Source organism: Tessaracoccus sp. O5.2 (assembly GCF_964266725.1).
Classification (GTDB): domain Bacteria; phylum Actinomycetota; class Actinomycetes; order Propionibacteriales; family Propionibacteriaceae; genus Arachnia; species Arachnia lapidicapta.
The window spans coordinates 1-24,843 of the sequence record NZ_CAXWGV010000055.1; the positions used below are offsets into that span (position 1 = coordinate 1).

The 24,843-nt window shown below is 71.5% G+C and carries 24 protein-coding genes; 18 read left to right on the forward strand and 6 right to left on the reverse strand.

Annotation, left to right across the window (positions count from 1 at the left end):
* Positions 1 to 170: 170 nt before the first annotated feature.
* The 3 genes from ACFQPD_RS13880 to ACFQPD_RS13890 are packed head-to-tail and all read left to right on the forward strand — an operon-like array spanning position 171 to position 6,372.
* Positions 171 to 1,100, forward strand: a complete 930-nt coding sequence (locus tag ACFQPD_RS13880; RefSeq protein ID WP_385901502.1) for a DUF2398 family protein — start codon at positions 171 to 173, stop codon at positions 1,098 to 1,100.
* A complete protein-coding gene (locus ACFQPD_RS13885; protein WP_385901366.1) occupies positions 1,097 to 5,242 on the forward strand; it encodes an SbcC/MukB-like Walker B domain-containing protein in 4,146 nt (1,381 codons plus the stop codon). Before ACFQPD_RS13880 ends, ACFQPD_RS13885 begins: the two co-directional genes overlap by 4 nt.
* Positions 5,239 to 6,372, forward strand: a complete 1,134-nt coding sequence (locus ACFQPD_RS13890; RefSeq protein ID WP_385901367.1) for a TIGR02679 domain-containing protein — start codon at positions 5,239 to 5,241, stop codon at positions 6,370 to 6,372. The genes ACFQPD_RS13885 and ACFQPD_RS13890 overlap by 4 nt, the downstream gene beginning before the upstream one ends.
* Here ACFQPD_RS13890 and ACFQPD_RS13895 read toward each other — a convergent pair.
* The gene (locus ACFQPD_RS13895; RefSeq protein WP_385901368.1) at positions 6,347 to 6,697 is read right to left on the reverse strand and encodes a dihydrofolate reductase family protein; all 351 of its coding nucleotides are present in this window, start codon (positions 6,695 to 6,697) and stop codon (positions 6,347 to 6,349) included. The two genes, ACFQPD_RS13890 and ACFQPD_RS13895, sit on opposite strands and share 26 nt — an antisense overlap.
* Positions 6,698 to 6,753: 56 nt before the next feature.
* Here ACFQPD_RS13895 and ACFQPD_RS13900 point away from each other — a divergent pair, with 56 nt between their 5' ends.
* Positions 6,754 to 6,882, forward strand: coding sequence for a hypothetical protein (locus ACFQPD_RS13900; protein ID WP_385901369.1), 129 nt, complete (start codon positions 6,754 to 6,756; stop codon positions 6,880 to 6,882).
* On the opposite strand, the gene ACFQPD_RS13905 is transcribed toward ACFQPD_RS13900, so the two are convergent.
* From ACFQPD_RS13905 to ACFQPD_RS13915, 3 genes are read right to left on the reverse strand one after another with little or no spacing between them, the layout of a single operon-like run.
* Positions 6,872 to 7,714, reverse strand: a complete 843-nt coding sequence (locus tag ACFQPD_RS13905; protein ID WP_385901370.1) for an HAD hydrolase family protein — start codon at positions 7,712 to 7,714, stop codon at positions 6,872 to 6,874. The two genes, ACFQPD_RS13900 and ACFQPD_RS13905, sit on opposite strands and share 11 nt — an antisense overlap.
* 41 nt (positions 7,715 to 7,755) lie before the next feature.
* A complete protein-coding gene (locus tag ACFQPD_RS13910; protein ID WP_385901371.1) occupies positions 7,756 to 8,670 on the reverse strand; it encodes a proteasome assembly chaperone family protein in 915 nt (304 codons plus the stop codon).
* Between the two features lie 47 nt (positions 8,671 to 8,717).
* Positions 8,718 to 9,101, reverse strand: coding sequence for a YchJ family protein (locus ACFQPD_RS13915; protein ID WP_385901373.1), 384 nt, complete (start codon positions 9,099 to 9,101; stop codon positions 8,718 to 8,720).
* A 418-nt stretch (positions 9,102 to 9,519) separates the two neighbouring features.
* Between ACFQPD_RS13915 and ACFQPD_RS13920 the strand changes: the two genes are divergently transcribed.
* Positions 9,520 to 9,762 carry a hypothetical protein gene (locus ACFQPD_RS13920; protein WP_385901375.1) on the forward strand — a complete coding sequence of 81 codons (243 nt, stop codon included), beginning with the start codon at positions 9,520 to 9,522 and terminating at the stop codon, positions 9,760 to 9,762.
* Between the two features lie 412 nt (positions 9,763 to 10,174).
* Here the strand turns inward: ACFQPD_RS13920 and ACFQPD_RS13925 are convergent, their stop codons facing one another.
* Positions 10,175 to 11,572, reverse strand: a complete 1,398-nt coding sequence (locus ACFQPD_RS13925; protein WP_385901377.1) for an MFS transporter — start codon at positions 11,570 to 11,572, stop codon at positions 10,175 to 10,177.
* A gap of 68 nt (positions 11,573 to 11,640) precedes the next feature.
* Between ACFQPD_RS13925 and ACFQPD_RS13930 the strand changes: the two genes are divergently transcribed.
* The 10 genes from ACFQPD_RS13930 (at position 11,641) to ACFQPD_RS13975 (ending at position 21,892) form a co-directional block, all read left to right on the forward strand.
* Positions 11,641 to 12,264: a helix-turn-helix domain-containing protein gene (locus tag ACFQPD_RS13930; RefSeq protein WP_385901378.1), complete on the forward strand. Its 624-nt coding sequence runs from the start codon at positions 11,641 to 11,643 to the stop codon at positions 12,262 to 12,264.
* Complete coding sequence (locus tag ACFQPD_RS13935) at positions 12,261 to 13,451, forward strand: cytochrome P450 (RefSeq protein WP_385901380.1); 1,191 nt, start codon at positions 12,261 to 12,263, stop codon at positions 13,449 to 13,451. The genes ACFQPD_RS13930 and ACFQPD_RS13935 overlap by 4 nt, the downstream gene beginning before the upstream one ends.
* Positions 13,452 to 13,478: 27 nt before the next feature.
* The gene (locus ACFQPD_RS13940) at positions 13,479 to 14,273 is read left to right on the forward strand and encodes a lysophospholipid acyltransferase family protein (protein ID WP_385901381.1); all 795 of its coding nucleotides are present in this window, start codon (positions 13,479 to 13,481) and stop codon (positions 14,271 to 14,273) included.
* A gap of 31 nt (positions 14,274 to 14,304) precedes the next feature.
* The gene (locus ACFQPD_RS13945; protein WP_385901383.1) at positions 14,305 to 15,420 is read left to right on the forward strand and encodes a D-alanine--D-alanine ligase family protein; all 1,116 of its coding nucleotides are present in this window, start codon (positions 14,305 to 14,307) and stop codon (positions 15,418 to 15,420) included.
* Position 15,421: 1 nt separating this feature from the next.
* Positions 15,422 to 16,351 carry a thiamine-phosphate kinase gene (locus tag ACFQPD_RS13950; protein ID WP_385901384.1) on the forward strand — a complete coding sequence of 310 codons (930 nt, stop codon included), beginning with the start codon at positions 15,422 to 15,424 and terminating at the stop codon, positions 16,349 to 16,351.
* Between the two features lie 68 nt (positions 16,352 to 16,419).
* Positions 16,420 to 18,945 (forward strand): DNA translocase FtsK 4TM domain-containing protein, encoded by a 2,526-nt coding sequence (locus tag ACFQPD_RS13955; protein ID WP_385901385.1) that lies wholly within the window; start codon positions 16,420 to 16,422, stop codon positions 18,943 to 18,945.
* Between the two features lie 17 nt (positions 18,946 to 18,962).
* Positions 18,963 to 20,378, forward strand: coding sequence for a 30S ribosomal protein S12 methylthiotransferase RimO (gene rimO / locus ACFQPD_RS13960; RefSeq protein ID WP_385901387.1), 1,416 nt, complete (start codon positions 18,963 to 18,965; stop codon positions 20,376 to 20,378).
* Positions 20,375 to 20,992: a CDP-diacylglycerol--glycerol-3-phosphate 3-phosphatidyltransferase gene (gene pgsA / locus ACFQPD_RS13965; RefSeq protein ID WP_385901389.1), complete on the forward strand. Its 618-nt coding sequence runs from the start codon at positions 20,375 to 20,377 to the stop codon at positions 20,990 to 20,992. Before rimO ends, pgsA begins: the two co-directional genes overlap by 4 nt.
* A gap of 28 nt (positions 20,993 to 21,020) precedes the next feature.
* Entirely contained in the window at positions 21,021 to 21,500 is a 480-nt protein-coding gene (locus tag ACFQPD_RS13970; protein ID WP_385901390.1) for a CinA family protein, read from the forward strand.
* A gap of 116 nt (positions 21,501 to 21,616) precedes the next feature.
* Positions 21,617 to 21,892 carry a helix-turn-helix domain-containing protein gene (locus ACFQPD_RS13975; RefSeq protein ID WP_385901391.1) on the forward strand — a complete coding sequence of 92 codons (276 nt, stop codon included), beginning with the start codon at positions 21,617 to 21,619 and terminating at the stop codon, positions 21,890 to 21,892.
* 2 nt (positions 21,893 to 21,894) lie between these two features.
* On the opposite strand, the gene ACFQPD_RS13980 is transcribed toward ACFQPD_RS13975, so the two are convergent.
* The gene (locus tag ACFQPD_RS13980; protein WP_068751468.1) at positions 21,895 to 22,650 is read right to left on the reverse strand and encodes a DeoR/GlpR family DNA-binding transcription regulator; all 756 of its coding nucleotides are present in this window, start codon (positions 22,648 to 22,650) and stop codon (positions 21,895 to 21,897) included.
* A gap of 178 nt (positions 22,651 to 22,828) precedes the next feature.
* On the opposite strand from ACFQPD_RS13980, the gene ACFQPD_RS13985 reads away from it, so the two are divergent.
* The 3 genes from ACFQPD_RS13985 (at position 22,829) to ACFQPD_RS13995 (ending at position 24,738) form a co-directional block, all read left to right on the forward strand.
* Positions 22,829 to 23,023 carry a DUF3046 domain-containing protein gene (locus tag ACFQPD_RS13985; RefSeq protein WP_353081861.1) on the forward strand — a complete coding sequence of 65 codons (195 nt, stop codon included), beginning with the start codon at positions 22,829 to 22,831 and terminating at the stop codon, positions 23,021 to 23,023.
* Between the two features lie 175 nt (positions 23,024 to 23,198).
* A complete protein-coding gene (gene recA / locus ACFQPD_RS13990) occupies positions 23,199 to 24,242 on the forward strand; it encodes a recombinase RecA (RefSeq protein WP_353081862.1) in 1,044 nt (347 codons plus the stop codon).
* Positions 24,232 to 24,738, forward strand: a complete 507-nt coding sequence (locus ACFQPD_RS13995) for a regulatory protein RecX (protein WP_385901392.1) — start codon at positions 24,232 to 24,234, stop codon at positions 24,736 to 24,738. The genes recA and ACFQPD_RS13995 overlap by 11 nt, the downstream gene beginning before the upstream one ends.
* Positions 24,739 to 24,843 lie beyond the last annotated feature (105 nt).

The following is a 24,843-nucleotide window of genomic DNA, read 5'->3' on the forward strand; positions in this document are numbered from 1 at the left end:
CTTCCGGAGGAACTCCTCCCGCTTCGGGACCCGGCGACGCTGGCCGTACTCGACTTCTGAAAGACTCGGCTGCAACTCATCCACAACCAGCATTCTACCTAGCCAACACGTCATTGACCCGGCTCAACACCCACTGATCAACCATCCACCCCGACAGACCAGGCCGGCCCATCAAATCCCAGGCTCGCCGATTAATCAGCGTTTCCCTAACCCTGTACGCGGCGGCCTGCCTCGACGACCGCCGCGACGACAGCGTCACGTTGCAGGAACTCTCCGACGACGTCCACCTCAGCACCGCCGCACTCGGCCGACGCCTCTACGACCCGAACCTGCGCTCGCACAGGCAGCAACTGGTCCGGGCTGTCGACCGGCTGGTCGCGCACGGTGTCCTCGAGCGCCGCACGGACGAGCGGCTCCTGGAGGAGTGGGAGCGGGGCAACGAGGGCATCGGCGCCGGCCTCATCCTGCACCGCGACGCCCTCGCCCTGCTCATCAGCACCGACGACCTCGACCTTGCGCTCGCCGGACGGGCCGAGGCGCCCGATGACACGCGCGGCGTTCGGCTCCTCCGGCAGCTCATCGAATCTCAGGGCATCCTCGTGGCCGAACTGCCGCCGGACGAACAGCAGTATCTGGTGGGGCAGCGCTCCCGGCTGGCCTCGCTGGCCGAGGAGATGACCGGCGGAACCGTGGAGATGCGCGCCGACCTCATCCTGCTCGTCCTGCCCGCAGACCGCGCACTCCCGGCATCGGTGCAGCTCGATTTCCCGGCCGCCACCGCGAAGGACTGGGTGGCGCTGCGGCTGCTCGACGACGTCGCCCGGTCCGCCACCGACGGCACCCGCACCTGCCCCCGCGACCGAGTAACCGCCCTCGCCCGGGAGTTGCACGCGACGCACGGCAGGAACCTGACCCGGGCGATGCAGGACGCACCCGACCAGGTGCTGGTCGCCGCCGAAGGACGGCTGCGGGACCTCGGGCTGCTGCGTGTCCTCCCCGACGGCTCCTGGCAGCTCACGCCCCTGGCCGCACGCTTCCGCGGCGCCGATCTCGACCTGCCCTCGGCCACCGCCCCGTCGCTCTTCCCGGAGGACCCATGAGTACCGACGACGATCTCCGAGCCTGGCGTGACGCCGCCGCCGCGGGGGGGTTGCCCCACCCGCACCGGGAGCGCTGGCAGCCGCTGCGCGCGGGCGTGGTGAACCTGTGGGAGTTCGAGGCGGCCGAGTATTGGTACGCGGGCGGCTGGGCGCAACTGATGGGGCGCAACGAGACGGGCAAGTCGTCGCTGATGGCGCTGACCACCCTCATCCCCTGGCTCGCCGACACGTCCAGCGACAAGATCGACACCCTGGGCCGTTCCGGGAAGCAATTCTCGTACTACGTCAAGCCCACCGGCGCCGACGGCGACCGACGCGATGCGAGTGCCTCGTTCTTCCACGGCTGGCTGTGGGTGGAGTACGGCCGGGTCGTCGACGGCACGGAGGACTTCTTCACGACCCTTCTCTACGCCTCGGCGCGCAGCGCCACCGGGCGGGTCGCCCTCGAGTGGTGCACGGCGCGCGGCGGCCGGGTGCGCGAGGACCTCAGACTGACCCAGGGTCGCGAGGTCCAGCCGCCCAAGGCCATCACGGACCCCCGCTTCACGCCACATCCCTCGGCGCTGGCGTACAAGGGGGAGGTGGCGGACCGGCTGCTTGGCAGCAGTATCGACAAGCTCGAGATCATCGGCAAGATCCTCAAGGTCACCCGCACGCCCAAGCTCGGCGCACACCTCGATGTGCGTTTCGTCACCGACCACCTCCGCTCGTCGCTGCCGGAAGTCCGCCGCGGCGAGCTCCAGCAGCTCGCACAGGGTTGGGACCAGCTCGACCAGATCCGCAACGACCTGCAGCGCACGCAGGAGGCTGCGGACACCGTCGCCCGGTTCGCCGGCAGGGAATGGAGGGCCTGGCTGGAGGCGCGCCTAAGGCTGGTCGCCGACCACGCGGCAGACCGTCGCACGCGGTTCGACAACGTGCGTCGCACCGAGGAAGCCGCCCGTCAGGCCCTCCAGTCGTCGGAGGGTGCCGTCGCCGCCCTCGAGCATCGCGAGCAGGAGGCCAGACGCACCGAGGAGGCGGCGGCAGCCGCGGCGGAAGAGCTGCGCCAGTCGGCGGCCTATGGTGAGGCGCAGGGCCGGCTCGAGGCGGCCAGGCGCGCCGAGGACCTGCTCGCGGAGGCGCGCAAGCGGCATCGCGATGTGGAGCGCACCCTCGCCCAGGCGGGGCAGCGTGCGGCGGAGGCAGCCGCTGAGGACGAGGCCCGGCGAGGCGAGGCGGATGAGGCCCACGACGGGGCCCGGCGTGCGGGCGATGCACTGCGGGCGGCGGCCACCGACGCCGGGCTGGCCGCACCGGGTGAGATGGATGCCGACCGGCTGCGGCAGCAGGCCCGCGAACGCCGCCGAGATCTCGACCGGGCGGCGCAGCTGCTGCGCGCCGCCGACGACGCCAACGCCACAGCAACCCGTCTGGAAGAGACCGCCGCCACGCTTCAGTCCGCGGCAGACGGTTTCGAGGCCTCCGCCGACGACACTTGGCGACAGGCCGAGGACGAGCATGCGGCTGTGATCGAGGCGCTGTCAGCGTGGGTGGCCGACCTGGAGCCCCAGCCCGACACTGCGGCTTGGCGTGCGGCGCTGCCGACCTCGGCCACCGACGTTTCAGGACCCTCGATCACCGAGCTCATTCGCGCCGACTGGTACGAACCCCGCCGCCTGATCCTGCACGAACAGCGTCGCGCGGCGGAGGATGGGGCCACCCGTGCCCGCGTGGCCGCCGCTGAGCTCGGCGCAGAGATCGCCGCACTGGAAACCGCCGGGGCACTGCCGGTGCCGGAGCCGTCGCTGTGGCGGAGGCGCTCCCGAGCAGGTGCCCCTGGTGCGCCCTTCTGGCGGCTGGTCAACCCCTCCGGCCTCGACGGAGCCGATCTCGCCAGACTGGAGGCCGCCCTCTCGGCGGCCGGGCTGCTCGATGCCTGGGTGGACACCGCGGGCCCTTCGGGCGTCGACACGTTCGTCCAGGACCCCGATCACACCGGTGACGGGCTGAGGCTGAGCTCAGTGCTCCGCGTCGCCGACGACGCGGGGGAGCTGTCGGCGGCCACGCAGCGTGTCCTCGACGGTGTGGCTCTCTGTGGCGCCGGCGAGCCGCTGCCGACGGCGGGACTGGCGGTCGCCGTCGACGGCCGGTGGCGTAGCTCCGGACTGACCGGCATCACGGAACCCATCGGTGACGGCGCGCACTGGCTGGGGGAGGCCGCGCGGGAGTGGCAGCGGCAGCGACGCCTGGCCGAGCTGCGCGACGAACGGTCGAAGCGTGAGGCCGAGGCGGGCCGGTTCCGTACGGCGGCGGACGAAGCCGCGGCAGGCGTCAGGGCGCTGACCGAGGCCTTCCGCCGGGCCCCTGGGGACCGGGAATTGCGTCGGACTCTGGATCTCGCCGCCGAACGCCAGCGCATTGCCGAGAGCGCCCGGGCGGAGGCCGAGATTTCTCTCGAGAAGGCTCGGGCGGCCAGGTCGCAGGCGGACTCCCGGCACGCCGACTTTCTCCGGTTCGTCGGTGACGCGAGGCTGCCCGCAGGCAGTGGAGGCCTGGACGAGGTCCGCGAGGCGCTGCACATCGTCGAGCTCGCGCTTGACCGCCTCCGCACCGCCCAGGATCGGCATCGGAGCGCCCAGCGGATCGCTGATCAGGCACGACAACGCCGAGCCGCTGCCGAGGCGGAGCAGGCCGAGGCCCGGGTGGCAAGCGGGGAGTCCCAGCGGGCGCTCGGCTCGGCTCAGCGAACCGCGGAGGAACTCCAGGCATCCATCGGTGCCGACGACGCCCGGCTCCTCGACCGCTTGGACGGACTGCGCCGCGAGGCGGCGGAGGCTGCCCGGGACCGCGAGAGGCTGGGCGCGGAGCGTGTCAAGCAGTCCGTGACGCTGGGGCAGGCGCGGGAGCGGCTGGAGAACCTTCTGGCCCAGCGGGAGCTTGCCATCCGGGAACGCGACGCCGCCTTCGCCGCGTTCCGTTCACTGGTCGACCGTGGCGTGACGGCCGAGCTAGCCCTGGAGATCCCGGAGGAGGACTCGTCGTCGATCGAGCATGTGCGCGCGCAGGTGGCCGCGGTCCGCCGCGCCGTGACGCCGCGGCGCTGGGAGGACGGACAGGACCGGGCCGACGCGAACGAGCAGCAACTACAGCACCTGCGTTCCGCGCTCGAGGGGCGCGCCAGGGAAGTCAACACGGACCTGGAGCAGGGTGGCCGAGCGCTCAAGCTCGAACCGGTTGACGACCTTATTCGCATCGACGTCACCGTCAACTCCAACGGCGAACTGAAGCCGCTGCGTGAAGCCGTGGGGTACCTGGCGGCGACCGTGGCGACGCTGCATGCCGCCTACGACGCGCGCGTCCAGGAGACGCTCGACGAGCTGCTCGGCTCGACGTTCGTCGAACACCTGCAGGAGCGGATCGGGACCGCCACCACGTTGGTGCGGAACATCAACAAGGTTCTGGGAGAGCACTCCACCACCACGAGCGGCACGGCCATGCGGATCCGGCTCACGCCCGGTCAGCACCGGGCTGTGCTCGACGCGGTCACCGGCTCCGCGATGCTCGACCCCGAGGTGCAGGCGCAGGTGCGCGGGTTCCTGCGCGACCGGGTGGACGAGGCCAAACGCCAGGCCGTGGACGAGGGTCAGGCGGACTGGCACGATGCGCTGGCCAGGCAGCTCGACTACCGCGATTGGTACGACATCGCCCTGGAGCGCCGCATCGGCGTCGGCGGGTCATGGAGCCCGCTGACGGCGCGGAGCTTCGCAGAGATGTCCGGCGGGGCGCGCGCCGTCATGCTGATGCTGCCGCTGGTCGCCACGCTCGCGGCCCTGTACCAGGACATGCCTGGTGCTCCGCGCCCCATCTGGCTCGACGAAGCGTTCGACGGCTTGGACACTGCCAATCGATCCATGGTGATGAACCTGCTGCGCGAGTTCGACCTCGACGTCCTGCTGGCAGGTCCCGGCCGGCTCGTCAACGTCCACGCCGTTCCGGCGGCCGCGATCTACCAGGTGGTCCGAGCCCCGGCGCCGTTGCCCGGCGCTGACCTGACCCTGGAGTTGTGGGCCGGCGGATCGCTCGAGGCCATCGAGCTGCCGCTCACCTGGCTCGACGTCGGCCAGCCGCAGGCCGACTCCGGTCAGGAGTCGCTGTTGTGAGCGTGCCCATGTTCGTCCTCTCCTGGGCCGAGGAACCCGGGCCGGCGCGGGTGCTGACGGCCGCACGGGCGCGCGCCGAGGCCGGGCGTCTCGGCCCTCGGGCCACGCTGGACGTGGAGCTGACCGGAGACGAGCGCCGGCAAGTGGCTCGGCTGCTCGGCCCCGTGTGGGCGGCGTCGGGGGAGTCGGTCAAGGTGGCGCGGATACGCGAGGCACTGGCGACTCACAACACGACACTCGAGGCCCTGCTGGTGGAGGTCGGTGGTCCGTTGCATGACCTGCGCGCGACCCGACGCGCGGCGGCGGAGGCAAAGCGTGGGGATCGGGAGGCAGGGGTCGCGGTGCTCGTCGGCTTGGGTGGCGACGTCGAGCGGGCCGTGCTGGAACGATGTCTTGTCGGGGCGCAATCGTGGGAGGCTCGTGCGACGCAGATCGCGCTGGTCGTGAGCCTGCTGGATGGGCGTGTGGAGTCCGGCGAGGCCCCGATCCGCCTGGCGGTGCTGGCAGCCCAGCTGTTCCGGAACGCGCACGCGCTGGACCGCGCGGAGGCGCTCGGCCGGGCGGTCGCGCGGTTCCTCGCGGGGCGCGGGGCCGCCGCGGGGGGCTGGGTCGATCCAGTCGGCGACGCCGCCGCCTGGCACCGCGCCTGGGAGGCGGGCGGCGTGGTCTGCGACGGCGTCTCCGCGCAGGTGCTGGTTCTCAACCTGCCGCTGACAGGTGACGGCGCCGCCACCGCGCTGAGCGAAGTCGCCGGCGAGCCGGTCTGGTTGACGCTGCGGAGCCTGCTGCGCCCGTTCGCCCTGGCCGACGGCGTGCCGGAGGTCTTCGTGTGCGAGAACCCCGCGATCGTGGAGGCGGCCGCCGACCGCCACGGCGCGTCGAGCCGCCCGCTGGTGTGCACCTACGGCCTGCCGAACCTCGCGACAATGACGCTCCTGGAAGCGCTCGCGCCCCGGACGACTCTGTGGATCCGGGCCGACGGCGACGCCGTCGGCTGGCGGATCGTCGAGCGGCTGCTGCGGCTGCCCGGCGCCAGACCCTGGCGGATGCCTGGTGGTTTCGACCGCTACGAGGAGGAGATCCTCGACGACCTCCTGGCGGATCTCAGCCCGGGACGTAGCTCAGCCTGAGGATGTCGTCGTCCATCCGGTCGGCGCTCTCCAGGTCTCCCTCAAGGAGACTCGCGTTGGGGCCCACCGAGGTCAGCGTCCGGGAGGCGACCCACTTGTGCTGGGCGCGGTACGCGGCGGCGAACTCGCGCTCGTCGTCCTCCCAGGCCGGGTCGTCGTCGTCCCAGTAGCTCATGATCTCGTAGATCCGGCGCCCGTAGATCGAGGCCGCCTGGGTCCTGGCCTCCTCGATGAAGTGGCGGAACAGCGCCGGGGCGGGCGCGAACGCCTCGTGGTCGACGTAGCCGTCGAGCGACTGGTTCATCCCGAACACAAGCGTGGCCATGCTCACTCCTTCTGTGCTGCCAGATCACCGCCTACTGTCGCGAACCGTACTGCGTCATGGCCGCCACGGCCGTCACCCGGCCGCGGGACAGCGGACGCAGTGCGGTGCGGCTCGAGGGCGGCTACCCGCAGTGGCGCGACGCCGGGCTCCCGGTCGCCGACGGACCAGGCACCGCTACGGGCTGAGGTCGTCGGCGACGGCGGTCAGCCCGAGTTCGGCGAAGCCCCGCACCAAACCTGACCGGTGCGGCGGCTCGACGACGTGATCGGCCAGCGCCATCACCTCCGGCGCCGCGCCTTCCACCACCACTGCGGTCCCGGCGTGGGCCAGCATCTCCAGGTCGTTGTGACCGTCGCCGATGCCGATGATGTCGCCGCGTTCGACCCCGAGGTGGGCGGCCGCGACCTCGATCCCGACGGCCTTGTTGACGCCCCGCAGGTGGATCTCCCCGGCGTGGCCGGTCAACCCGGTGACGGAGTTCGGCAGTGCGCCCACCCTGGGCCCGACCATGTGGGCCAACTCGCTGACCGCGACCGGCGAGGCGAAGATCGTCACCTTGCCGAACGAGGCCGCGGCAGGGTCCGGCACCGCTCGCAGGTGCCGGAGGATGTCGTCGACCCCGTCGTGGGGCCCATCGGACCCGAGCGCGGCGCCCAGGATCTCGCGCAAGCGTTCCTGGATCCCCGGCGGGCCGTACAGTGCGTCGGGGGCCTCGAGGATGAAGGTCGCGTCGTGGGCGGCCAGGACGGCGACGACGCGTTCGGCCAGATCCCCCGGGAATCGGGTGTCGGCCAGGACCCGGTCGCCCACCTCGACGTACCCACCCGCGGCGCCGACCATTCCGTCGAACACCGAGTCCAGGATGCGCGGCGGCACCATCGCCTTCGGCCTGCCCGTGCACAGGAACACGTGGTGGCCGTTGCGTCGCGCCTCCCGCACGGCCGCCACGTGGCCGGCAGGGACCTGCCCGCGGTCGGCGTACGTCCCGTCGAAGTCGATGAACACGGCCTTCGGCATCTCACACCCCATCTCGTCGCTCCCCGCGGGCCGGTTCCGGCTCACTCGTCGTCGTCGGTCACCGTGCGCAGGAAGTTCTCGAATTCTGCGGCGAGTTGGTCGGCCGAGGGGATCCGCGACGACTCCGGGGCCCAGAGGTTGGGGTGGTGCTGCCCTTCGAGGAAGGCGTCGTACTGCTGCTCCAAGGCGGCGACCACGGCCTGGACCTCCTCGTTGCCCTCCACCTCGGCGGCGATGGCGCGCCGGTTGGCCTCGGCGGTCTCGACCAGTCCGTCGTTGGGCAGGTGGAGCCCCGTCAGGTCGACGATCGCGTTGAGGGCCGCGAGGGCGCCGTCGGCGAACTGCGACGCGGCCAGGTAGTGCGGGATGTGCAGCGCGAAACCCGCGGCGCGGTGCCCGGCCTCCCCGAGGCGCAGCTCGAGCAGCGCGCCGATCGAGCCCGGCACCTGGACGCGCCCGAAGGGGGAGTGGGTGTCGCCGATGAGCGCGGGGTCTGTCGCGTGGGCGGTCATCCCGACCGGCCTGGTGTGGGGAACCGCCATCGGCACGCCGTGGACGCTGACCACCAGAGTGACGCCGAGCGCGACCACCAGCTCGCGGATCGCCGCGACCATCCGCTCCCACTGGAAGTCCGGCTCTGCCCCCGAGAGGAGCAGGTACGTGTGGCCGTCGCGGTCGGTGAGCCGCTGCAGGATGATCGACGGCGCCTCGTACTCGGCCCACCGGTTGACGTCGAAGACCATCGCCGGACGCCGGCCGCGGTAGTCGAACAGCTGGTCGACGTCGAACGTCGCGACGACCTCGGCCTCGCCGGTCTCGACGAGGTGCTGGGTCAGCGCGCGCTGGATCTGCCCGGCGTCGATGAAGGCGCCCAGCGCCACCACGAGGACGCCCGAGCCCGGGTCCGTGAGGTCGACGTGGGTCTCGAGGCGGTAGAGATCAGACGGGTTCTGCACGGGACAAGCGTTGCACGTCGTGCGAAATCCGGCAGCGGGGTGCCCGCCTACGGGCGAAGATCGCCGTCCACATACATCCATCGTCCGGCTCGGCGCTCGAACCGGGACCGCTCGTGCACGCGGCCCGGGCGGCGGCCGTCCCGGTAGTGGGCGACGAATTCGACGACGCCGGTGGAGTCGTGCTCGCTGCCGTCGACGACATCGATGATCTCCAGGCCGGTCCACGCGGAACTGTCGACGGTGACCCGCTCCGGGCGGGTGCGCGGGTGCCAGGTCCGCCAGAGATGGTCAGGCAGGCCCAGCGCGAAGGCCGAGTAGCGCGACCGCATCAGAGCCTCAGCGGTCGTGGCCTGGGCGTCACCGGCGTGCAGGGGCCCGCAGCACCCCGCATAGGGGCCGCCGCCACACGGGCACTGGGTGGGATCGGTCATCTGGCGCCTCCTTCGGCGCGACGCTAGCACCGGCCGGCCTGCTTGGGGCACGCCGGGGCGGTGGCAGCGTCAGGCCACGACCTCCGTGTGCCTCCTCCGGATTATTGGTCCGTGGCTCGCGGCTCGAATTCGACCAGGCCGTCACCCTGGCCTGACAAGGCTTGCCATCCCGTGTTCGTCGGGGTGACTGCTACCGCGGCGACGCCTGCCTGGTGACTCCCGGCCTGTCCTCAAGGGCAGGCGTCTCGACACAGGGCAGGCGCCCCAGTGACGCCTGCCCTGGAGAGCAGGCGTACCGAGGCATGGCAGGCGCGTTGTTCGACGTGGCGTATGGGCGCTCCTCACGCGCATCGCGGCCTGGAGGGTGATGGGCTACCCCTCCTCGGACAGTCTGGCTTGTGAGCGGTTGAATGTTCCTGTGATCGCACAGCAGACTCTGCAGTCGTGGTGGGCGGGGCTCACTTCCGAACAACGCGGGCGCGCCGTCATCGTCGCATCCCGCCCTGCGCCGCGCGGGATGCTGATCGACGACCTGACTGCGTCGATGATCCAGGCCGGACTGCCGACGTCACGGCAGATCTGGACCGGCCAGCCTGAGCACCTCGTGGAGATGCTGGACGATGTCGCGGAGTTCGTGCTGGGGGATGGCCGGGTGCCGTGAGGTCCGTGGTGCGGTCGCCGAGTCGCGGGCTGGGGGGTCGTCGAGGGCTACGGTGAACGTCATGCTGATGGACAAGTCCTTCTCCGAGCTCACGACGACCGAGCTGTACGCCATCCTCCAGCTGCGGCACATGCCCGCTACGTCGGTGGCGCCCTGACTCGCGCCTCGCCTGAGCCGCTCGGCGAGGGAGGCGCCTGTCCTACCTCTTGTCGCCTGCCCTCTAGGACGAGCGTCGAGCATCACGGCAGGCGCCCTGGGCCGCGGGGCAGGCGAAGCGCAGTAAGGCAGGCGTCGTGAATGTAAGGCAGGCGTCGTGAATGTAAGGCAGGCGTCGTGAATGTAAGGCAGGCGTCGTGAAAGTAGGGCGGGCGTTGTGGAGTAGGGCAGGCGTCAGGCGGAGAGCGGGCCGGCGTCAGGCCGCGACCGGGTCAGGTTCCGGCTCGATCGAGGATGCCGAGCCTCCGGCTGCCGAGCCCGCGCTGGACACGGCAGAGGTGGCCCGGCCGGAGGGAGCGGAGTCCGGCTCGGCTGCGGCGCTGTCTGTCGGGCGGAGCTCCCACCGGTCGACGACCGACTGCGGCACGCGGACCGCGACGATCGCCGTCGACAACAGCATCAGCACCACCACCGTGAGGAACACCGCAGGGATCCCGAACCACTGCGCCACCTGCCCGCCCGCAACGGCGCCGAGCGGCATGGCGCCGAAGCCGATGACCCGGGCGGCTCCGTGCACGCGGCCCAGCAGACGCTCCTCGACCATCCGCGGCCGCAGCGACCCGCTGACGACATTGCCGACGACGCCGAACACTCCGGCGCACATGAGGAACAGTGCGAAGGACCACGCGGCCGGCCACAGCAACGGCAGCAGGTTGACCAGCGCGGCGGCACCCCAGCAGGCGACCAGCACCCGCATCTCGGACCAGCGAGCCGTCACCGGCCCCGCGACAACGCTGCCCAGCAACCCGCCCACCGGCATCGCGAGCAGCACCAGCGAGAACTCCTGCGGGGTCAGACCGGCCGCCGAGCCGGGCCCGACCATCCACAGCACGAAGACCGCCGAGAGCGCCGTCGACCCGAAGTTCCACAGCCCTGCGGCGATGAGCAGCGGACGCAGCACCCGGTGCCGCCACAGGACGCTCAGCCCCTCGCCGAGGTCGTGGCGGAGGGCGCCGAGACGACTCGCGGAGGCCGCCGCGGGCAGGTGATCGGCCGCAGCCCGGGGCGCCGCGAACCGGCCGCGTAACCCCAGGGCCAGGACCACCACTGCCCCCACGACGATGAGGGCCGGCACCCCGGTCACCCACGCCGCACCGACGGCGACCAGTAGGCCGGCGACCGGGGGAGCGACGAAGCCGCCGGCGGCCTGCTCGACCGCGAGCAGCCGCGAGTTCGCGCTGCGCAGCGCTGCGCCGTCGCGGCCGACGAGCGCCGGCACCTGCGCCTGGGCGGCGAGGTCGGTGAACACCTCGGTGAACCCGTAGGCCAGTGCGAAACCGATCAGCCACCAGATGCTGAGCGCCCCGGCCGCGCCCACCATCGCCACGGCCGCGAGGAGAGCGGCGCGCAGCCCGAGCGCGACGAGCATGGTGCGGCGGCGGTCCCAGCGGTCGACGAGCACCCCGGCGGGGATGCCGGCCAGCAGCCACGGCAGCCAGACGGCCGCGGTGAGCAGCCCGATGAGCCCGGGGGAGCGGGTGAGCGTGATCGCGAGCAGGGGCACGCCGGTGGCGACGACCCCGTCGGCGAGGTTGGCCAGGGCGACCGTGGAGAGATGGATGCGGAAACGTGGGTCGAGCTGGCGCGCTGGCATGAGGACCTCCACTAGACTGATGCAGAAGAAGTTATGCAAAGAAGTCTCTGCAAAGGTACCTCTGCATCATGGCTGAGCGCAAGACCCATTCCCGGCCGGCGACGGCGCAGCAGATCAAGGCGTTCGCGCACCCCCTGCGCATGCAGCTCTACCGCCTCCTGAGCGATCAGGGCCAGGCCACCGCCAGCGTCCTGGCGCGCGAGACGGGGGAGAGCACGGGCCAGACCAGCTACCACCTGCGCCAGCTCGCGAAGTTCGGCTTCGTGGAGGAGGTGCCCGGTGAAGGAACGGCCCGCGAACGCTGGTGGCGCGCCGTCGGCTTCTCCTACGACCGCGTGGACGACCCCGACAGCCACACGGTGCGCACCCTCAACCGCTGGATGATCGACAACCAGTCCGACACGCTGCACGCCGCCCTCGCCGCCCTGCAGCACGACGACGAGGGCTGGCGCGACGCCAGCGTCCTCGGATCCACCAGCGGCTGGATGACCCGTGACGAGCTTGAAGCCCTGAGCGAGGAACTGCTCTCGGTCGTTGAGCGGCACACCGAGCAGGCCAAGGCCAGGCGCGACGAGGCGGGCCCCACCCCGGCACACCTGGCCGCGCGGCCCGGCGAGCGCCGGGTCCGGATCTACATCAGCGCGCTCCCGCTCCCGAGCAGCGACGCCGGCGGTCAGGGGGCCGCGCGATGAGCCGCGGAGCGCCCCGCAAGGTCGAGCGTCCCGGCGAGCCCGACGGCCCCCGCGTCGAGCGCATCGATCGCGTCTGGCGCATCCGTTCCCTGGCGGCGGCGCAGCAGGTCCTCCGCGCCCGGCACGCCACAACGCAGGCCGGCTTCACCGCCGAGGCCATCCCCAAGGGGTACCTCAAGCACCACCCGATCCTCATGTCGGACGGTCCCCTGCATGACGAGCAGCGCAAGAAGGTCGCGCGGTTCTTCGCCCCCGCCGTCGTCGCCAAGCGCTACGAGACCCGCATGGAGGAGTGCGCCGAACGCCTCCTCGACGAGGCCGGCCCCGAGATCACGCTCGACGAACTCGCCCTCCACTACACCGTCGAGGTCACGGCCGAGGTGGTGGGCCTCACCGCGTCGCCCCCGAAGAAGATGGCGGCCCGGCTCGTGACCTTCTTCAACCAGCCGCCGTTCGACATCACCAAGCCCGGCCTCGGCCGCACCAACCGGCAGTGGATGCAGGCCGCGTTCAACGGCCTGGCCCCCATCCTGAAGTTCCACGTCCTCGACGCCCGCCCGGCCATCCGCGCCCGCCGCAAGGCGCCGCAGGACGACATCATCAGCCACCTCATCGCCGAGGACTACACCGACCTCGACATCCTCGTCGAGTGCGTCACCTACGGCACCGCCGGCATGGTCACCACGCGCGAGTTCATCTGCATGGCCGCCCTCCACCTCCTCGGCGACGACGCGCTGCGCGAGCGCTACCTCGTCGCCGGCCAGCGGGAGCGCCACGCGATCCTGGCCGAGATCATCCGGCTCGAGCCCGTCGTCGGCCACCTCTACCGCCGCGTGCAGGAGGCCATCGAGGTCACCGACCGCGGCGAGAGCCACACGCTCGAACCCGGCGACCTCGTCGACGTGTTCGTCCGCCCCGCCAACGCGGACCCCGACGCCGTGGGCGAGGACCCGCTGCACCTGTGCCCCGGCCGCGACACCGCCTCCGGCGTCAACGAGACCGGATTGGCGTTCGGCGACGGCGCCCACAAGTGCCCCGGTCAGCCGCTGGCCATCCTCGAGTCCGACGTCCTCCTCCTGAGGCTGCTGCGCCGCCGCCCGCGCATCGTCCGCATGCCCGAGCTGGGCTGGGACGACCTCATCGCCGGCTACTGGCTGCGGGGTTTCGTGCTGCATCAGGAGGGCTGACCGCGCCCACCCTGCCATGATTGGCCTATGACCGTCCCTGACCCAGCGACCCCGCACTGGCGACGACCCCTGCGCCAGGTCAACCACGAGCGCGCGCCGTGGATCTACCACCTCATCGCGCGGTTCGCGCATACCGTGTTGCCGATGGTGGCCCGGCGCCGCTGGGTGGGAATGGAGAACGTGCCCAAGGAGGGGCCGGTCATCGTCGTGGCGAACCACATCTCCAACTTCGACCCCATCGTGATGGGCGAGTTCCTCATCTGGAGCGGCCGCTGGCCGCGGTTCCTCGGCAAGGCCGACATCTGGAAGGTCCCCGTGCTCGGCTGGATCGCCCGGCAGGCGGACCAGATCCCCGTGCACCGCGGCACCACCCGCGCCGCCGACTCCCTCTTCCACGCCCACGAGGCGCTCAAGAGGGGCAAGCTCGTCGCCATCTACCCGGAGGGCACCATCACCGGGGACCCGGACGTGTGGCCCATGAGCGGGCGCCGGGGTGCGGCCCAGCTGGCCCTCGACTCCGGGGCGCCGGTGATCCCCGTCGCCCAGACCGGCGCACACCTCATCCTCGGCCAGAAGAGCCTCGAGTTCCGCAAGTTGTTCGGGCGCCGCCGCGACGTCGCGGTCATGGCGGGCCCGCCGATCGACCTCACCCCGTTCCAGGGCCGTACACGCACTCCCGCGCTCCTCGACGAGGTCACCGACCTGTTCCTCGACGTCCTCACCGGCATGGTCGCGGAGCTGCGCGGCGAGCAGCCGCCGGAGGGGCGCTACGACATCCGCAAGGGCATCCGCGTGCCGAGGCAGCCCCGCGCCGACCAGTAGACTCACGCACGCCCCACCCCAAGGAGGACCCGTGAGTGACCGGACCCGCGTCGCGCTGATCTTCGGCGGTCAGTCGTCGGAGCACGGCATCTCGTGCCTGACTGCCGCGAGCGTGCTCAAGGCGATCGACCGCGACCGGTACGACGTCGTCGGCGTCGGCATCACGCGCACCGGGCGCTGGACCCAGATCCCGCTGGAGACCATCCGCGACTACCGGATCGTCGACGGTGTGGTCCCCGAGGTCGCGGAGCCGCGGCACGACGCGGTGTGGATGGTCGGCGAGCACGGCTGCGAGGTGGCCACCCGGGCGGGGGAGACGCTGGTCGACATCAACGGCGTCGACGTCGCGTTCGCCCTGCTGCACGGGCCGTTCGGCGAGGACGGCACCATCCAGGGCATGTTCGAGCTCATGGGCATCCGCTACGTCGGCAGCGGCGTCGCGGCCTCCGCGATCGGCATGGACAAGCACTTCATGAAGGTGGCCTTCGAGGCCGCCGGCCTGCCGGTCTGGCCCTACGTCGCGGCCTCCGCGCACCGGCTCCGGCACCACCGCACCGCCGTCATCGCCGAGATCAACGAGCGGCTCGCCTACCCGCTGTACGTCAAGCCGGCCCGAGGCGGGTCGTCGCTGGGCATCGTGCGGGTCACCGAGCCCGCCCAGCTGGACGCCGCGATCGACGAGGCGCAGCGCTTCGACCCGAAGATCGTGGTGGAGCAGGGCTTCGTGGGCGCGCGCGAACTCGAGGTCGCGGTGCTGGGGGCGCCCGGATCGCCGGATGGGTGCCTGGCGTCGGCCGTCGGCGAGATCCGCGTGCACGCCGAGGACGGCTTCTACGACTTCCACGCCAAGTACATCGACGAGAACGGCGCCGCCCTCGACGCCCCCGCCGACGTGACGCCCGAGCTGACCGCGCGGCTCCAGGACCTGGCCCGGCGCTCCTACGAGGCGGTCGGCGCCGAAGGCCTGGTCCGGGCGGACTTCTTCGTCACCGACGACGGCGCCTGGATCAACGAGGTCAACACCATGCCGGGCTTCACGCAGATCTCCATGTACCCCACGCTGTGGCAGGAGGCCGGCATGACGTACCCCGAGTTGGTCGGCCGCCTCATCGACCTCGCCATGGAACGCCCCCTCGGGCTGCGCTGACGTGGCGGGCGAGTTCGAGCTCATCGACCGCATCACCGAGGGGCTGACCGTCGGCGACGACGTGGTCCTCGGCGTGGGCGACGACGCGGCCGTGCTGGCGCCGTCGGGCAACATTGTCGTCACCACGGACATGCTGATCGAGAACGTCCACTTCCGGCGCGCCTGGTCGCCGGCCCGCGCCATCGGCCGCAAGGCGGTCGCCGTCAACGTGTCCGACGTCGAGGCCATGGGCGCCCGCCCGAGCGCGGTCGTGGTCGCGCTGGCGTTCCCGACGGACCTCGACCAGGACTGGGTGGCTGAGTTCGAGGCCGGCGCCGTCGAAGAGTGCCGCCGCGCGGGGGTCAGCCTCGTCGGCGGTGACCTGTCGTCGTCGGCCCACATCGCGATCACGGTCACCGCCATCGGCGACCTCGACGGCAGGGCCGCCGTCACGCGCGCCGGGGCCCGCGTGGGCGACATCGTCGCGGTGTGCGGCCGCCTCGGCTGGGCCGGCGCCGGGCTCGCGGCACTGCAGCGCGGGTTCGGGTCGCCGAAGGAGGTCGTCGCCGAGCAGCTCACCCCGAGCGTCCCCTACGGCCAGGGCGTCGTGGCTGCCCGGGCCGGCGCCACCGCCATGCTCGACGTGTCCGACGGGCTCCTCGCCGACCTCGGCCACATCGCCGAACGCAGCCACGTCCTCATCGACGTCGACTCCACGCTCCTGGAGATCCCCGACGCCGTGCAGCGCGTCGCCGCCGCCACCGGCCGGCCCGCACTGGGCTTCGTGCTGGCCGGCGGCGAGGACCACGCGCTCGCCGCCACCTTCCCCGCCGACGCCGCGCTCCCTGAGGGCTGGCGGCGCGTCGGCTCGGTCCGGGAAGGCTCCGGGATCGTCGTCGACGGCGCCCCCTTCGACGGCAGCCTCGGCTGGGACCACTTCGCCCAGCGCTGAGCGGGCCATCCACGGCAGCGCCGGGGGAAATACCGGGCTTCGCCGCGCCCTCGGCTAGGTTGGACCCCATGGCGTCCCGCGGTTCTTCCCCCACGCGGAACGCCGGCACCGCGAACAAATCCTCCGGTGCTGCGCGTTCCCGCACGACCCCGGCCCCCCGGAAGTCGACGAGCACCAGCCGGTCCGGCTCCGCCCGGTCCGGGGCGTCGTCGCGCCGTCCACCGGCCAAGAAGCCCGCCGCCCGGCAGCCGGGCGGATTCTCGCGCGCCATGGGCGCGCTGCTGCGCGGCATCGGCGCGATGTTCCGCGGGCTGGCGGCCGGCGTCGGCTGGGTGGCGCGCAGCTTCGGCGGCGCCGCGCAGGACGTCGACCCCAAGCTCCGCCGCGACGGCTGGGGCCTCGTGCTGCTGGCCCTCGGCATCGTCGTGGCCGCCCGCTTCTGGTTCGCGCTGCCCGGCCCCGTCGGCCAGGCGCTCGGCGACGGCATCTCCACCGTCTTCGGCTCCGTCGCGATCCTGATCCCGGCCGTGCTCCTGTACGGCGCCTGGCGCGTGCTGCGCCACCCCCGCGACGTCGACGCCGCCCCCCGCACCGGCCTCGGCTGGGTGCTCATCACCATGGGCGTGCTGGGGCTCATCCACATCAACCGCGGCATGCCCGCCCCAGCCGACATGCCGGCGCTCCGCGAGGCCGGGGGAGTGCTCGGCCACGTGGCCTCCAGCCTGCTGGTCGACCTGCTGACGGTCTGGGTCGCGGTGCCGCTCCTGTCCATCGTCACGCTGTTCGGCACCCTGCTCGTCATCGGCCGCCCCCTGCACGAACTCGCCGCCGGCGCCCGCAACGCGTTCGGCGCCCTCGTCGAGCACGACGACCAGCGCGACCGCCCCGAGAAGCTGAAGCTCGGCGTCGACGTTCCCTACGACACGCCGTTGATCGAGGACCCCGCCGAGGACTCCGCGGACGACGTCTTCGACGTCGACGCCCAGGACGACGAGTACCTGATGCCTGCCGCGGCCGCCGAGCCGCGGCAGATCCCGGGCCGGCCCAAGGCCGACGCCCCCCGCGACCTCGAGCCCCCGCCGCACACTCCGCCGCCCGCCCGGGCTGAGCAGCTGCAGCTCAGCGGCGACATCGTCTACGCCCTGCCCGAGGACCGCGTGCTCGCACCCGGCAGCAAGCCCAAGGCCCGCACGGAGGCCTCCGACAAGGTCGTACGTCAGCTGGGCGACGTGCTGCGCGAGTTCGAGATCGACGCCCGCGTCACCGGCTACACGCGCGGCCCGACGGTCACGCGCTACGAGGTGGAGCTCGGCTCCGCCATCAAGGTGAGCAAGGTCACGGGCCTGGCGGACAACATCGCCTACGCCGTCGGCTCCAACGAGATCCGCATCCTCACGCCCATCCCGGGCAAGTCGGCCATCGGCATCGAGATCCCCAACGTCGACAAGGAGGTCGTCTCCCTCGGCGACGTCCTGCGCTCGACGAAGGCGAAGAACGACCACCACCCGCTCACCGTCGGCCTGGGCAAGGACGTCGAGGGCGGCTACGTCGTGGCCAACATGGCCAAGATGCCGCACCTCCTCGTCGCCGGCGCGACCGGCTCGGGCAAGTCGAGCTTCATCAACTCGCTCATCACGTCGATCATGATGCGGGCCACCCCGGACGAGGTCCGGCTGCTGCTGGTCGACCCGAAGCGGGTGGAGCTCAACCACTACGAGGGCATCCCGCACCTGGTCACTCCGATCATCACGTCGCCGAAGAAGGCCGCGGAGGCGCTGGCCTGGGCCGTGCGCGAGATGGACATGCGCTACGACGACCTGGCCGCCTTCGGCTTCCGGCACGTCGACGACTTCAACAAGGCGGTCCGCGCCGGGCAGGTCAAGGTCCCCGAGGGCTCCGAGCGGGTCCTGGCGCCCTATCCGTACCTGCTCATCGTCGTCGACGAGCTCGCCGACCTCATGATGGTGGCCCCCCGCGACGTCGAGGAGTCCGTGGTCCGGATCACGCAGCTGGCGCGCGCCGCCGGCATCCACCTCGTGCTGGCCACCCAGCGCCCGTCCACCGACGTCGTGACCGGCCTCATCAAGGCCAACGTGCCGTCGCGGCTGGCGTTCGCGACGTCGTCGATGACGGACTCGCGCGTCATCCTCGACCAGCCGGGCGCCGAGAAGCTCGTCGGCAAGGGCGACGGGCTGTTCCTGCCCATGGGCGCGGGCAAGCCCATCCGCGTGCAGGGCGCCTGGGTCAACGAGTCCGAGATCCGCGACGTCGTCACCTTCGTCTCCACGCAGCTGCAGCCCAACTACCGCGACGACGTCACGACGGGCGCCGCCACGGAGAAGAAGGTCGTCGACGACATCGGCGACGACATGGAGCTCGTGCTGGACGCCTGCCGCCTCGTCGTGGAGCTGCAGCTGGGTTCGACGTCGATGCTGCAGCGCAAGCTGCGCGTCGGGTTCGCGAAGGCCGGCCGGCTCATGGACATCCTCGAGAGCCGCGGCGTCGTCGGCCCCTCCGAGGGCTCCAAGGCCCGCGAGGTGCTCGTCAAGCCCGAGGACCTGGACGAGGTGTTGGCCAACCTCGCCGCGGGATAGGGATAATGGCGTCCACCATGACTGCCCCACACTCGGTCCACATCGCCTCCCTCGGCTGCGCGCGCAACGACGTCGACTCTGAGGAGCTCGCCGCCCGTCTCGAGATGGGCGGCTTCCTCCTCGTCGACGACCCGGAGAGCGCCGAGACCGTGGTGGTCAACACCTGCGGCTTCGTCGAGCAGGCCAAGCAGGACTCCATCAACACGCTCCTGGAGGCCGCTGACCTCAAGTCGGGCGGGCAGGTCCGCTCGGTGGTGGCCGTCGGCTGCATGGCGGAACGCTACGGCGTCCAGCTCGCCGAGGCGCTCCCTGAGGCCGACGCCGTGCTCGGGTTCGACGACTACGTCGACATCGCCGACCGCCTGCGCGGCATCCTCGACGGCGAACGCCACATCTCGCACGTCCCCAGGGACCGGCGGCACCTGCTGCCGCTGACCCCCGCGGCCCGGCCCGCCGCCGCCCGCGGTGTCGCGGTGCCGGGCCACACCCCGCTGCCCGACGGGCTCGCCCCCGCCACCGGGCCGCGCGCGCTGCGCCGTCGGCTCGCCGGCGGTCCCTCAGCGTCGCTGAAGATCGCCTCGGGCTGTGACCGGCGCTGCGCGTTCTGCGCCATCCCGGCGTTCCGCGGCTCCTACCTGTCGCGGCCCGTCGAGGAGGTGGAGGCCGAGGCGCGCTGGCTCGTGGAGCAGGGCGTGCGGGAGGTCTTCCTTGTGTCGGAGAACACCTCGTCCTACGGCAAGGACCTCGGCGCCGACCACCGCCTGGAGACCCTGCTGCCGCGTCTGTCGCGCATCGACGGCCTCGACTGGATCCGCGTGTCCTACCTGCAGCCCGCCGAGATCCGTCCCGGGATGCTGGACGCGATGCTCGGCACGGACAAGGTCGTGCCCTACTTCGACCTCAGCTTCCAGCACGCCTCCCGCTCGGTGCTGCGCGCCATGCGCCGGTTCGGCGACGCGGACAGCTTCCTCGACCTCATCGGACGCATCCGCGCCGCCGCACCCGCCGCGGGCATCCGCAGCAACGTCATCGCCGGCTTCCCCGGCGAGACCGACGCCGACGTGCAGATCCTGCGCGACTTCATCGTCGCCGCCGAGCTCGACGTCATGGGCGTCTTCGGGTACTCCGACGAGGAGGGCACCGAGGGCGTCACCCTGCCGGGACACCTGAGCGACGACGAGATCGAGGCCCGGCGCGCGTCGCTGGCCGATCTGGCGCTGCAGGTCTGCGAGGCGCGCGCCGCGGACCGGGTCGGAGAGGATATCGTCGTGCTCGTTGAGAGTGTCGACGAGCAGATCGTCGGCCGCGCGATGCACCAGGGCCCCGAGACCGACGGTGTCGTCACGCTCGACCGTGAGGCGGCCGTCGGCGACCTGGTGACGGCGACAGTGGTGGACTCGATCGGAATCGATCTGATGGCGGAGGCGACGTGAGCGAACCCCGACGGGCGACGGACCGGCCGAGCAACTGGAACGTCCCCAACGCCCTGACGGTGGTCAGGATCATCCTCGTCCCCGTCTACGTCGTGCTGCTGTTCGCGGCGCCGGACGACCTCGGCTGGCGCATCGGCGCGACGGCGGTGTTCGTCGTCGCGATGCTGACCGACCTGGCCGACGGTCACATCGCACGCAGCCGCAACCTCATCACCGACTTCGGCAAGCTGTGGGACCCCATCGCCGACAAGGCGTTGACCGGCGCGGCCTTCGTGTCGCTCAGCATCCTCGAAGCGTTCCCCGGCCAGGTCGGGCTGCCGTGGTTCTTCACCATCATCATCCTCGTGCGCGAGTGGGGGATCACCTGGGTGCGGGCCGCGATCGCCAAGTACGGCATCATGGCGGCCAACAAGGGCGGCAAGGCCAAGACGCTGACGCAGTCGCTGGCGCTGATCCTGTTCAGCCTGGGGCTCCAGTTCCTTCCCGGATGGATCCAGGTGGTGGCGTGGATCCTGGCCTGGGCCGCGCTCATCCTCACCGTCGTCACCGGCCTTGACTACCTACGGCACGCCTGGAAGATCCGTGCTGACGCCCGCGCGGGGCGGGTAGGCTGACGGGACCGCACTCGACGAGGAGACTCCCATGACGCTGGCCGCCGACGTGATCGCGAAGATGACCCATCGTTCCGTGACGCTGGCCACGTGCGAGTCGCTGACCGGAGGTGGCGTCGGCGCGGCGCTCACCTCGGTGCCCGGGGCGTCGGCCGTCTACCGCGGCGGCCTCATCACCTACGCCCGCGACCTCAAGAGCCGGCTGGCGGGGGTCGACCCTGAACTGATCCAGGCCGAGGGCGTCGTCAACGAACTCACTGCGCTGCAGATGGCCGTCGGCGCCCAGTCGCGGTGCGACGCGGACTGGGGGGTGGCCACTACAGGTGTCGCGGGCCCCACCGAGGCGGACGGCGTGAAGGTCGGCACGGTGTGGTTCGCCGTCGTTGGTCCGCGGGTCGGGATGTCGCCGCCCCCGCAGTACACCGAGCTCAAGCACTTCGACGGGGACCGGGAGACCGTCCGAGCGGCGGCCACCGAGCACGTGTTCGAGATGCTGCTGCGCGTCCTCTGACCGCACGGGAGCGCTCGCCAGGAATTTCTCCCAGAGGTCGGGAACAAACGGCCCCGGCCAGCGGTTGCAGTGTGTCGAGGGCGGGCACACAGCTCGCCGGTTGGGATATGGAAGCCGTGAAGACGATTCTGATTCGTAAGGTGATGGGCGAAACTCTCCGGGAGCTCCGGATGAGCGCCGGCATGACCCTGCGAGAGGTCTCCATGGCCAGCATGGTCTCGCTGGGCTACCTCTCGGAGATCGAGCGCGGCCACAAGGAGGCGTCTAGCGAGGTGCTGTTCGCCATCGCGTCCGCGCTCGACGTGTCCCTGTCCGAGCTGATGATCGCGATCAGCGGCAAGCTCGCGGCGCTCGAGGCGGCCCGTGTGCCGCGCGTGGCGGTCGCCGCCTGACGTCAGCTCGGCGCGTCCACCACGTGCACCTCGACGCCCGCGTCGCGTAGCCGCTGCAGTTCGTCGGCCGGGGCGCCGGAGTCGGTGACCACCACGTGGACCTCCGAGATGTCGGCCATCTTCGCCAGCGTCGGCCTGCCGACCTTCGACGAGTCGACGGCGACGATCACCCGCTGGGAGCGCTCGATCATCGCGTAGTTCGTCCGAGCCTCGATCTCGTCGTGGGTCGTCAGGCCCTCGGCGGCCGTGAGCCCGTCGACCCCGACGACGGCCGTGCCGACGTTGACCATCTTCATGGTCTGCTCCGCAAGGGAGCCGACGAGCTCCAAGGAGCTCGACCGCAGCACTCCGCCCGCGATGAGGACCCGTGCCTGGCCCTGCTCGGCGGCCTCCAGGCCGATGCTGATCGAGTTGGTGATGATCGTGAGGTCGTTGCGGTCGTGCAGCGCGCGCAGTACCTCGGCCGTCGTCGTGCCGCCCGTCAGCCCGATGGCGTGCTTGCCGTGGGGGATGAGCTCGGCGACCGCGCGGGCGATCCGCCGTTTAGCCTCCTGGTTGCGCCCGTCTCGGAGCCGCACGGGCAACTCGCGGTTGCCCTTGGCCGGCCGGGCGCCCCCATGCGTCCGGTCGAGGAGTCCCTGCGCCGCGAGCACCGCGACGTCGCGGCGGATGGTGGCCGCCGACGCCCCGAGTTCCTGCGCGAGTAGGGACAGGGGGAGCGGGCCGCGGTCGTTGAGCATGGCCAACAGCGCGACCATGCGGTCCGAGCGCTTGTGCGACGGGACCCCTGGTGCGTTCATGCGCGACTGCTCCTCTGCGTCGGGCGGGTGTCCGCCGTGCTCACTTGCCATGCGCGAGCGTACAACGGATTGTGCGCGTTCGCGCGACGATTGAGCAGAGTCGGCGACCGGTTGACGGGGCGGGTACGGTGGCGGCGTGCGTGAGGTCGAGCTGTGGCAGCGGATGGGCGAGGTGCTGCCCGGCGGTTACGCCTCCGTGTGGGCCGACCAGGTCGTGCTGGCCGATCTCGGCGGGCGGACCGTCCGCGAGGCGCTCGCGGCCGCCGTGCCGTGCAAGCGCATCTGGCGCGCGGTGTGGCGGCAGCTCGAGCTCCCCGACCGCCTGCGCTGACCCGCCGACACGCCGCCGTGGCGACGCGCCAATCGAACGGGTGTTCGGGTAGGCTGTGCCTCAGTTCTCCACAGGAGACGGCGCGGACGGAAAATTGTCGGTGGCCCTTCCTAGTGTGAGGGTCGACATCGTTACACCTGGCCGAACACCCCGGTCCAGTCAGAGAGGACACCCCATGGCCGTTGCGGACCGTACCAAGGCGCTCGAGGCAGCCCTGGCCCAGATCGAGAAGGCCCACGGCAAGGGCTCCGTCATGCGCCTCGGCGAGGACACGCGCCAGCCGATTGACATCATCCCCACCGGGTCCGTGGCGCTGGACGTCGCGCTCGGCATCGGCGGGCTGCCGCGTGGCCGCATCGTGGAGATCTACGGCCCGGAGTCGAGCGGTAAGACGACGGTGGCCCTGCATGCCATCGCCAATGCGCAGCGCGGCGGCGGCATCTGCGCGTTCATCGACGCGGAGCACGCGCTGGACCCGGACTACGCCCAGAAGCTTGGCGTCAACACCGACGAACTGCTCGTGTCCCAGCCGGACAACGGCGAGCAGGCGCTCGAGATCGCCGACACGCTGGTGCGCTCGGGCGCCCTGTCGCTCATCGTCATCGACTCCGTGGCGGCGCTGACGCCGCGCGCCGAGATCGAGGGGGAGATGGGGGACTCGCACGTGGGCCTGCAGGCGCGGCTTATGTCGCAGGCGCTGCGCAAGATGACCGGAGCCCTGAAGTCCACCAACACGACCGCCATCTTCATCAACCAGCTCCGCGAGAAGATCGGCGTCATGTTCGGCAGCCCCGAGACCACCACCGGTGGCCGGGCGCTGAAGTTCTATTCGTCGGTCCGCATGGACGTGCGTCGCATCGAGACGCTCAAGGACGGCACGGAGATGGTGGGCAACCGCACCCGCGTGAAGGTGGTCAAGAACAAGGTGGCCCCGCCGTTCAAGCAGGCCGAGTTCGACATCATCTACGGCGAGGGCATCTCCCGCGAGGGCAGCCTCATCGACATGGGCGTGGACGCCGGCATCATCCGCAAGGCGGGCGCCTGGTTCACCTACGAGTCCGATCAGCTGGGTCAGGGCAAGGAGAACGCCCGCACGTTCCTCAAGAACAACCCGGACGTGGCGGCGGAGATCGAGCGCCGCATCCGGCTCCACCTGGGCGTGGACAAGGAAGCGGTCCCGGAGGGCGTGGATCCGGCCACCGGGGAAGTTGACTTCTGAGTCCGAGCGGGCCACCCAGGTCGAGGTGGCCCGCAAGATCGCGCTTGATCTCTTGTCCGTCCGGCAACGCTCCGCCGAGGAGCTGCGGCGGGCCATGGCGAAGCGCAACGTCCCCGAGGACGTCGCCGAGGAGATCCTCGAGCGGTTCCAGGACGTCGGCCTCATCAACGACGCCGCGTTTGCGGCGGCCTTGACGGCCTCCCGGTCCGAGTTTTCCCTCCGCGGGCGCCGTCGCATCCGGCAGGAGCTCCAGGCCAAGGGCGTCAGCCGCGAGCTGGCGGACGAGGCCCTGGCGTCGCTGCCCCCCGAGGACGAGCGGGCCGCGGCGCTCGCGCTCGCTGAACGTCGCGCCCGGTCGCTGTCCGGCCTGGAGCCGCACGTGGCCCGCCGGCGGTTGATGGGGGTGCTGGCGCGCCGCGGATTCCCCGGCAACATCGTCTCCTCGGTGACCGACGAGGTCCTCGGGCGGTGGACCGACCCCGACCAGGGCTGTTGAGTTTTCCACAGGTCAGGAATAGGCTCGACGCCAAGGTCCACGGACCCCGCATAAACCCGCCCGGCTCGCCGGGCACAGTGAAACGACACTCACCAGCGGCCTCGG

Bases quoted from the DNA above. Each gene is read 5' to 3' on its own strand.
- ACFQPD_RS13885 (WP_385901366.1), top strand. From the start codon at position 1,097: ATGAGTACCGACGACGATCTCCGAGCCTGGCGTGACGCCGCCGCCGCG.
- ACFQPD_RS13895 (WP_385901368.1), bottom strand. From the start codon at position 6,697: ATGGCCACGCTTGTGTTCGGGATGAACCAGTCGCTCGACGGCTACGTC.
- ACFQPD_RS13900 (WP_385901369.1), top strand. From the start codon at position 6,754: ATGGCCGCCACGGCCGTCACCCGGCCGCGGGACAGCGGACGCAGTGCG.
- ACFQPD_RS13905 (WP_385901370.1), bottom strand. From the start codon at position 7,714: ATGCCGAAGGCCGTGTTCATCGACTTCGACGGGACGTACGCCGACCGC.
- ACFQPD_RS13915 (WP_385901373.1), bottom strand. From the start codon at position 9,101: ATGACCGATCCCACCCAGTGCCCGTGTGGCGGCGGCCCCTATGCGGGG.
- ACFQPD_RS13925 (WP_385901377.1), bottom strand. From the start codon at position 11,572: ATGCCAGCGCGCCAGCTCGACCCACGTTTCCGCATCCATCTCTCCACG.
- ACFQPD_RS13930 (WP_385901378.1), top strand. From the start codon at position 11,641: ATGGCTGAGCGCAAGACCCATTCCCGGCCGGCGACGGCGCAGCAGATC.
- ACFQPD_RS13935 (WP_385901380.1), top strand. From the start codon at position 12,261: ATGAGCCGCGGAGCGCCCCGCAAGGTCGAGCGTCCCGGCGAGCCCGAC.
- ACFQPD_RS13940 (WP_385901381.1), top strand. From the start codon at position 13,479: ATGACCGTCCCTGACCCAGCGACCCCGCACTGGCGACGACCCCTGCGC.
- ACFQPD_RS13955 (WP_385901385.1), top strand. From the start codon at position 16,420: ATGGCGTCCCGCGGTTCTTCCCCCACGCGGAACGCCGGCACCGCGAAC.
- rimO (WP_385901387.1), top strand. From the start codon at position 18,963: ATGACTGCCCCACACTCGGTCCACATCGCCTCCCTCGGCTGCGCGCGC.
- ACFQPD_RS13970 (WP_385901390.1), top strand. From the start codon at position 21,021: ATGACGCTGGCCGCCGACGTGATCGCGAAGATGACCCATCGTTCCGTG.
- ACFQPD_RS13980 (WP_068751468.1), bottom strand. From the start codon at position 22,650: ATGGTCGCGCTGTTGGCCATGCTCAACGACCGCGGCCCGCTCCCCCTG.
- recA (WP_353081862.1), top strand. From the start codon at position 23,199: ATGGCCGTTGCGGACCGTACCAAGGCGCTCGAGGCAGCCCTGGCCCAG.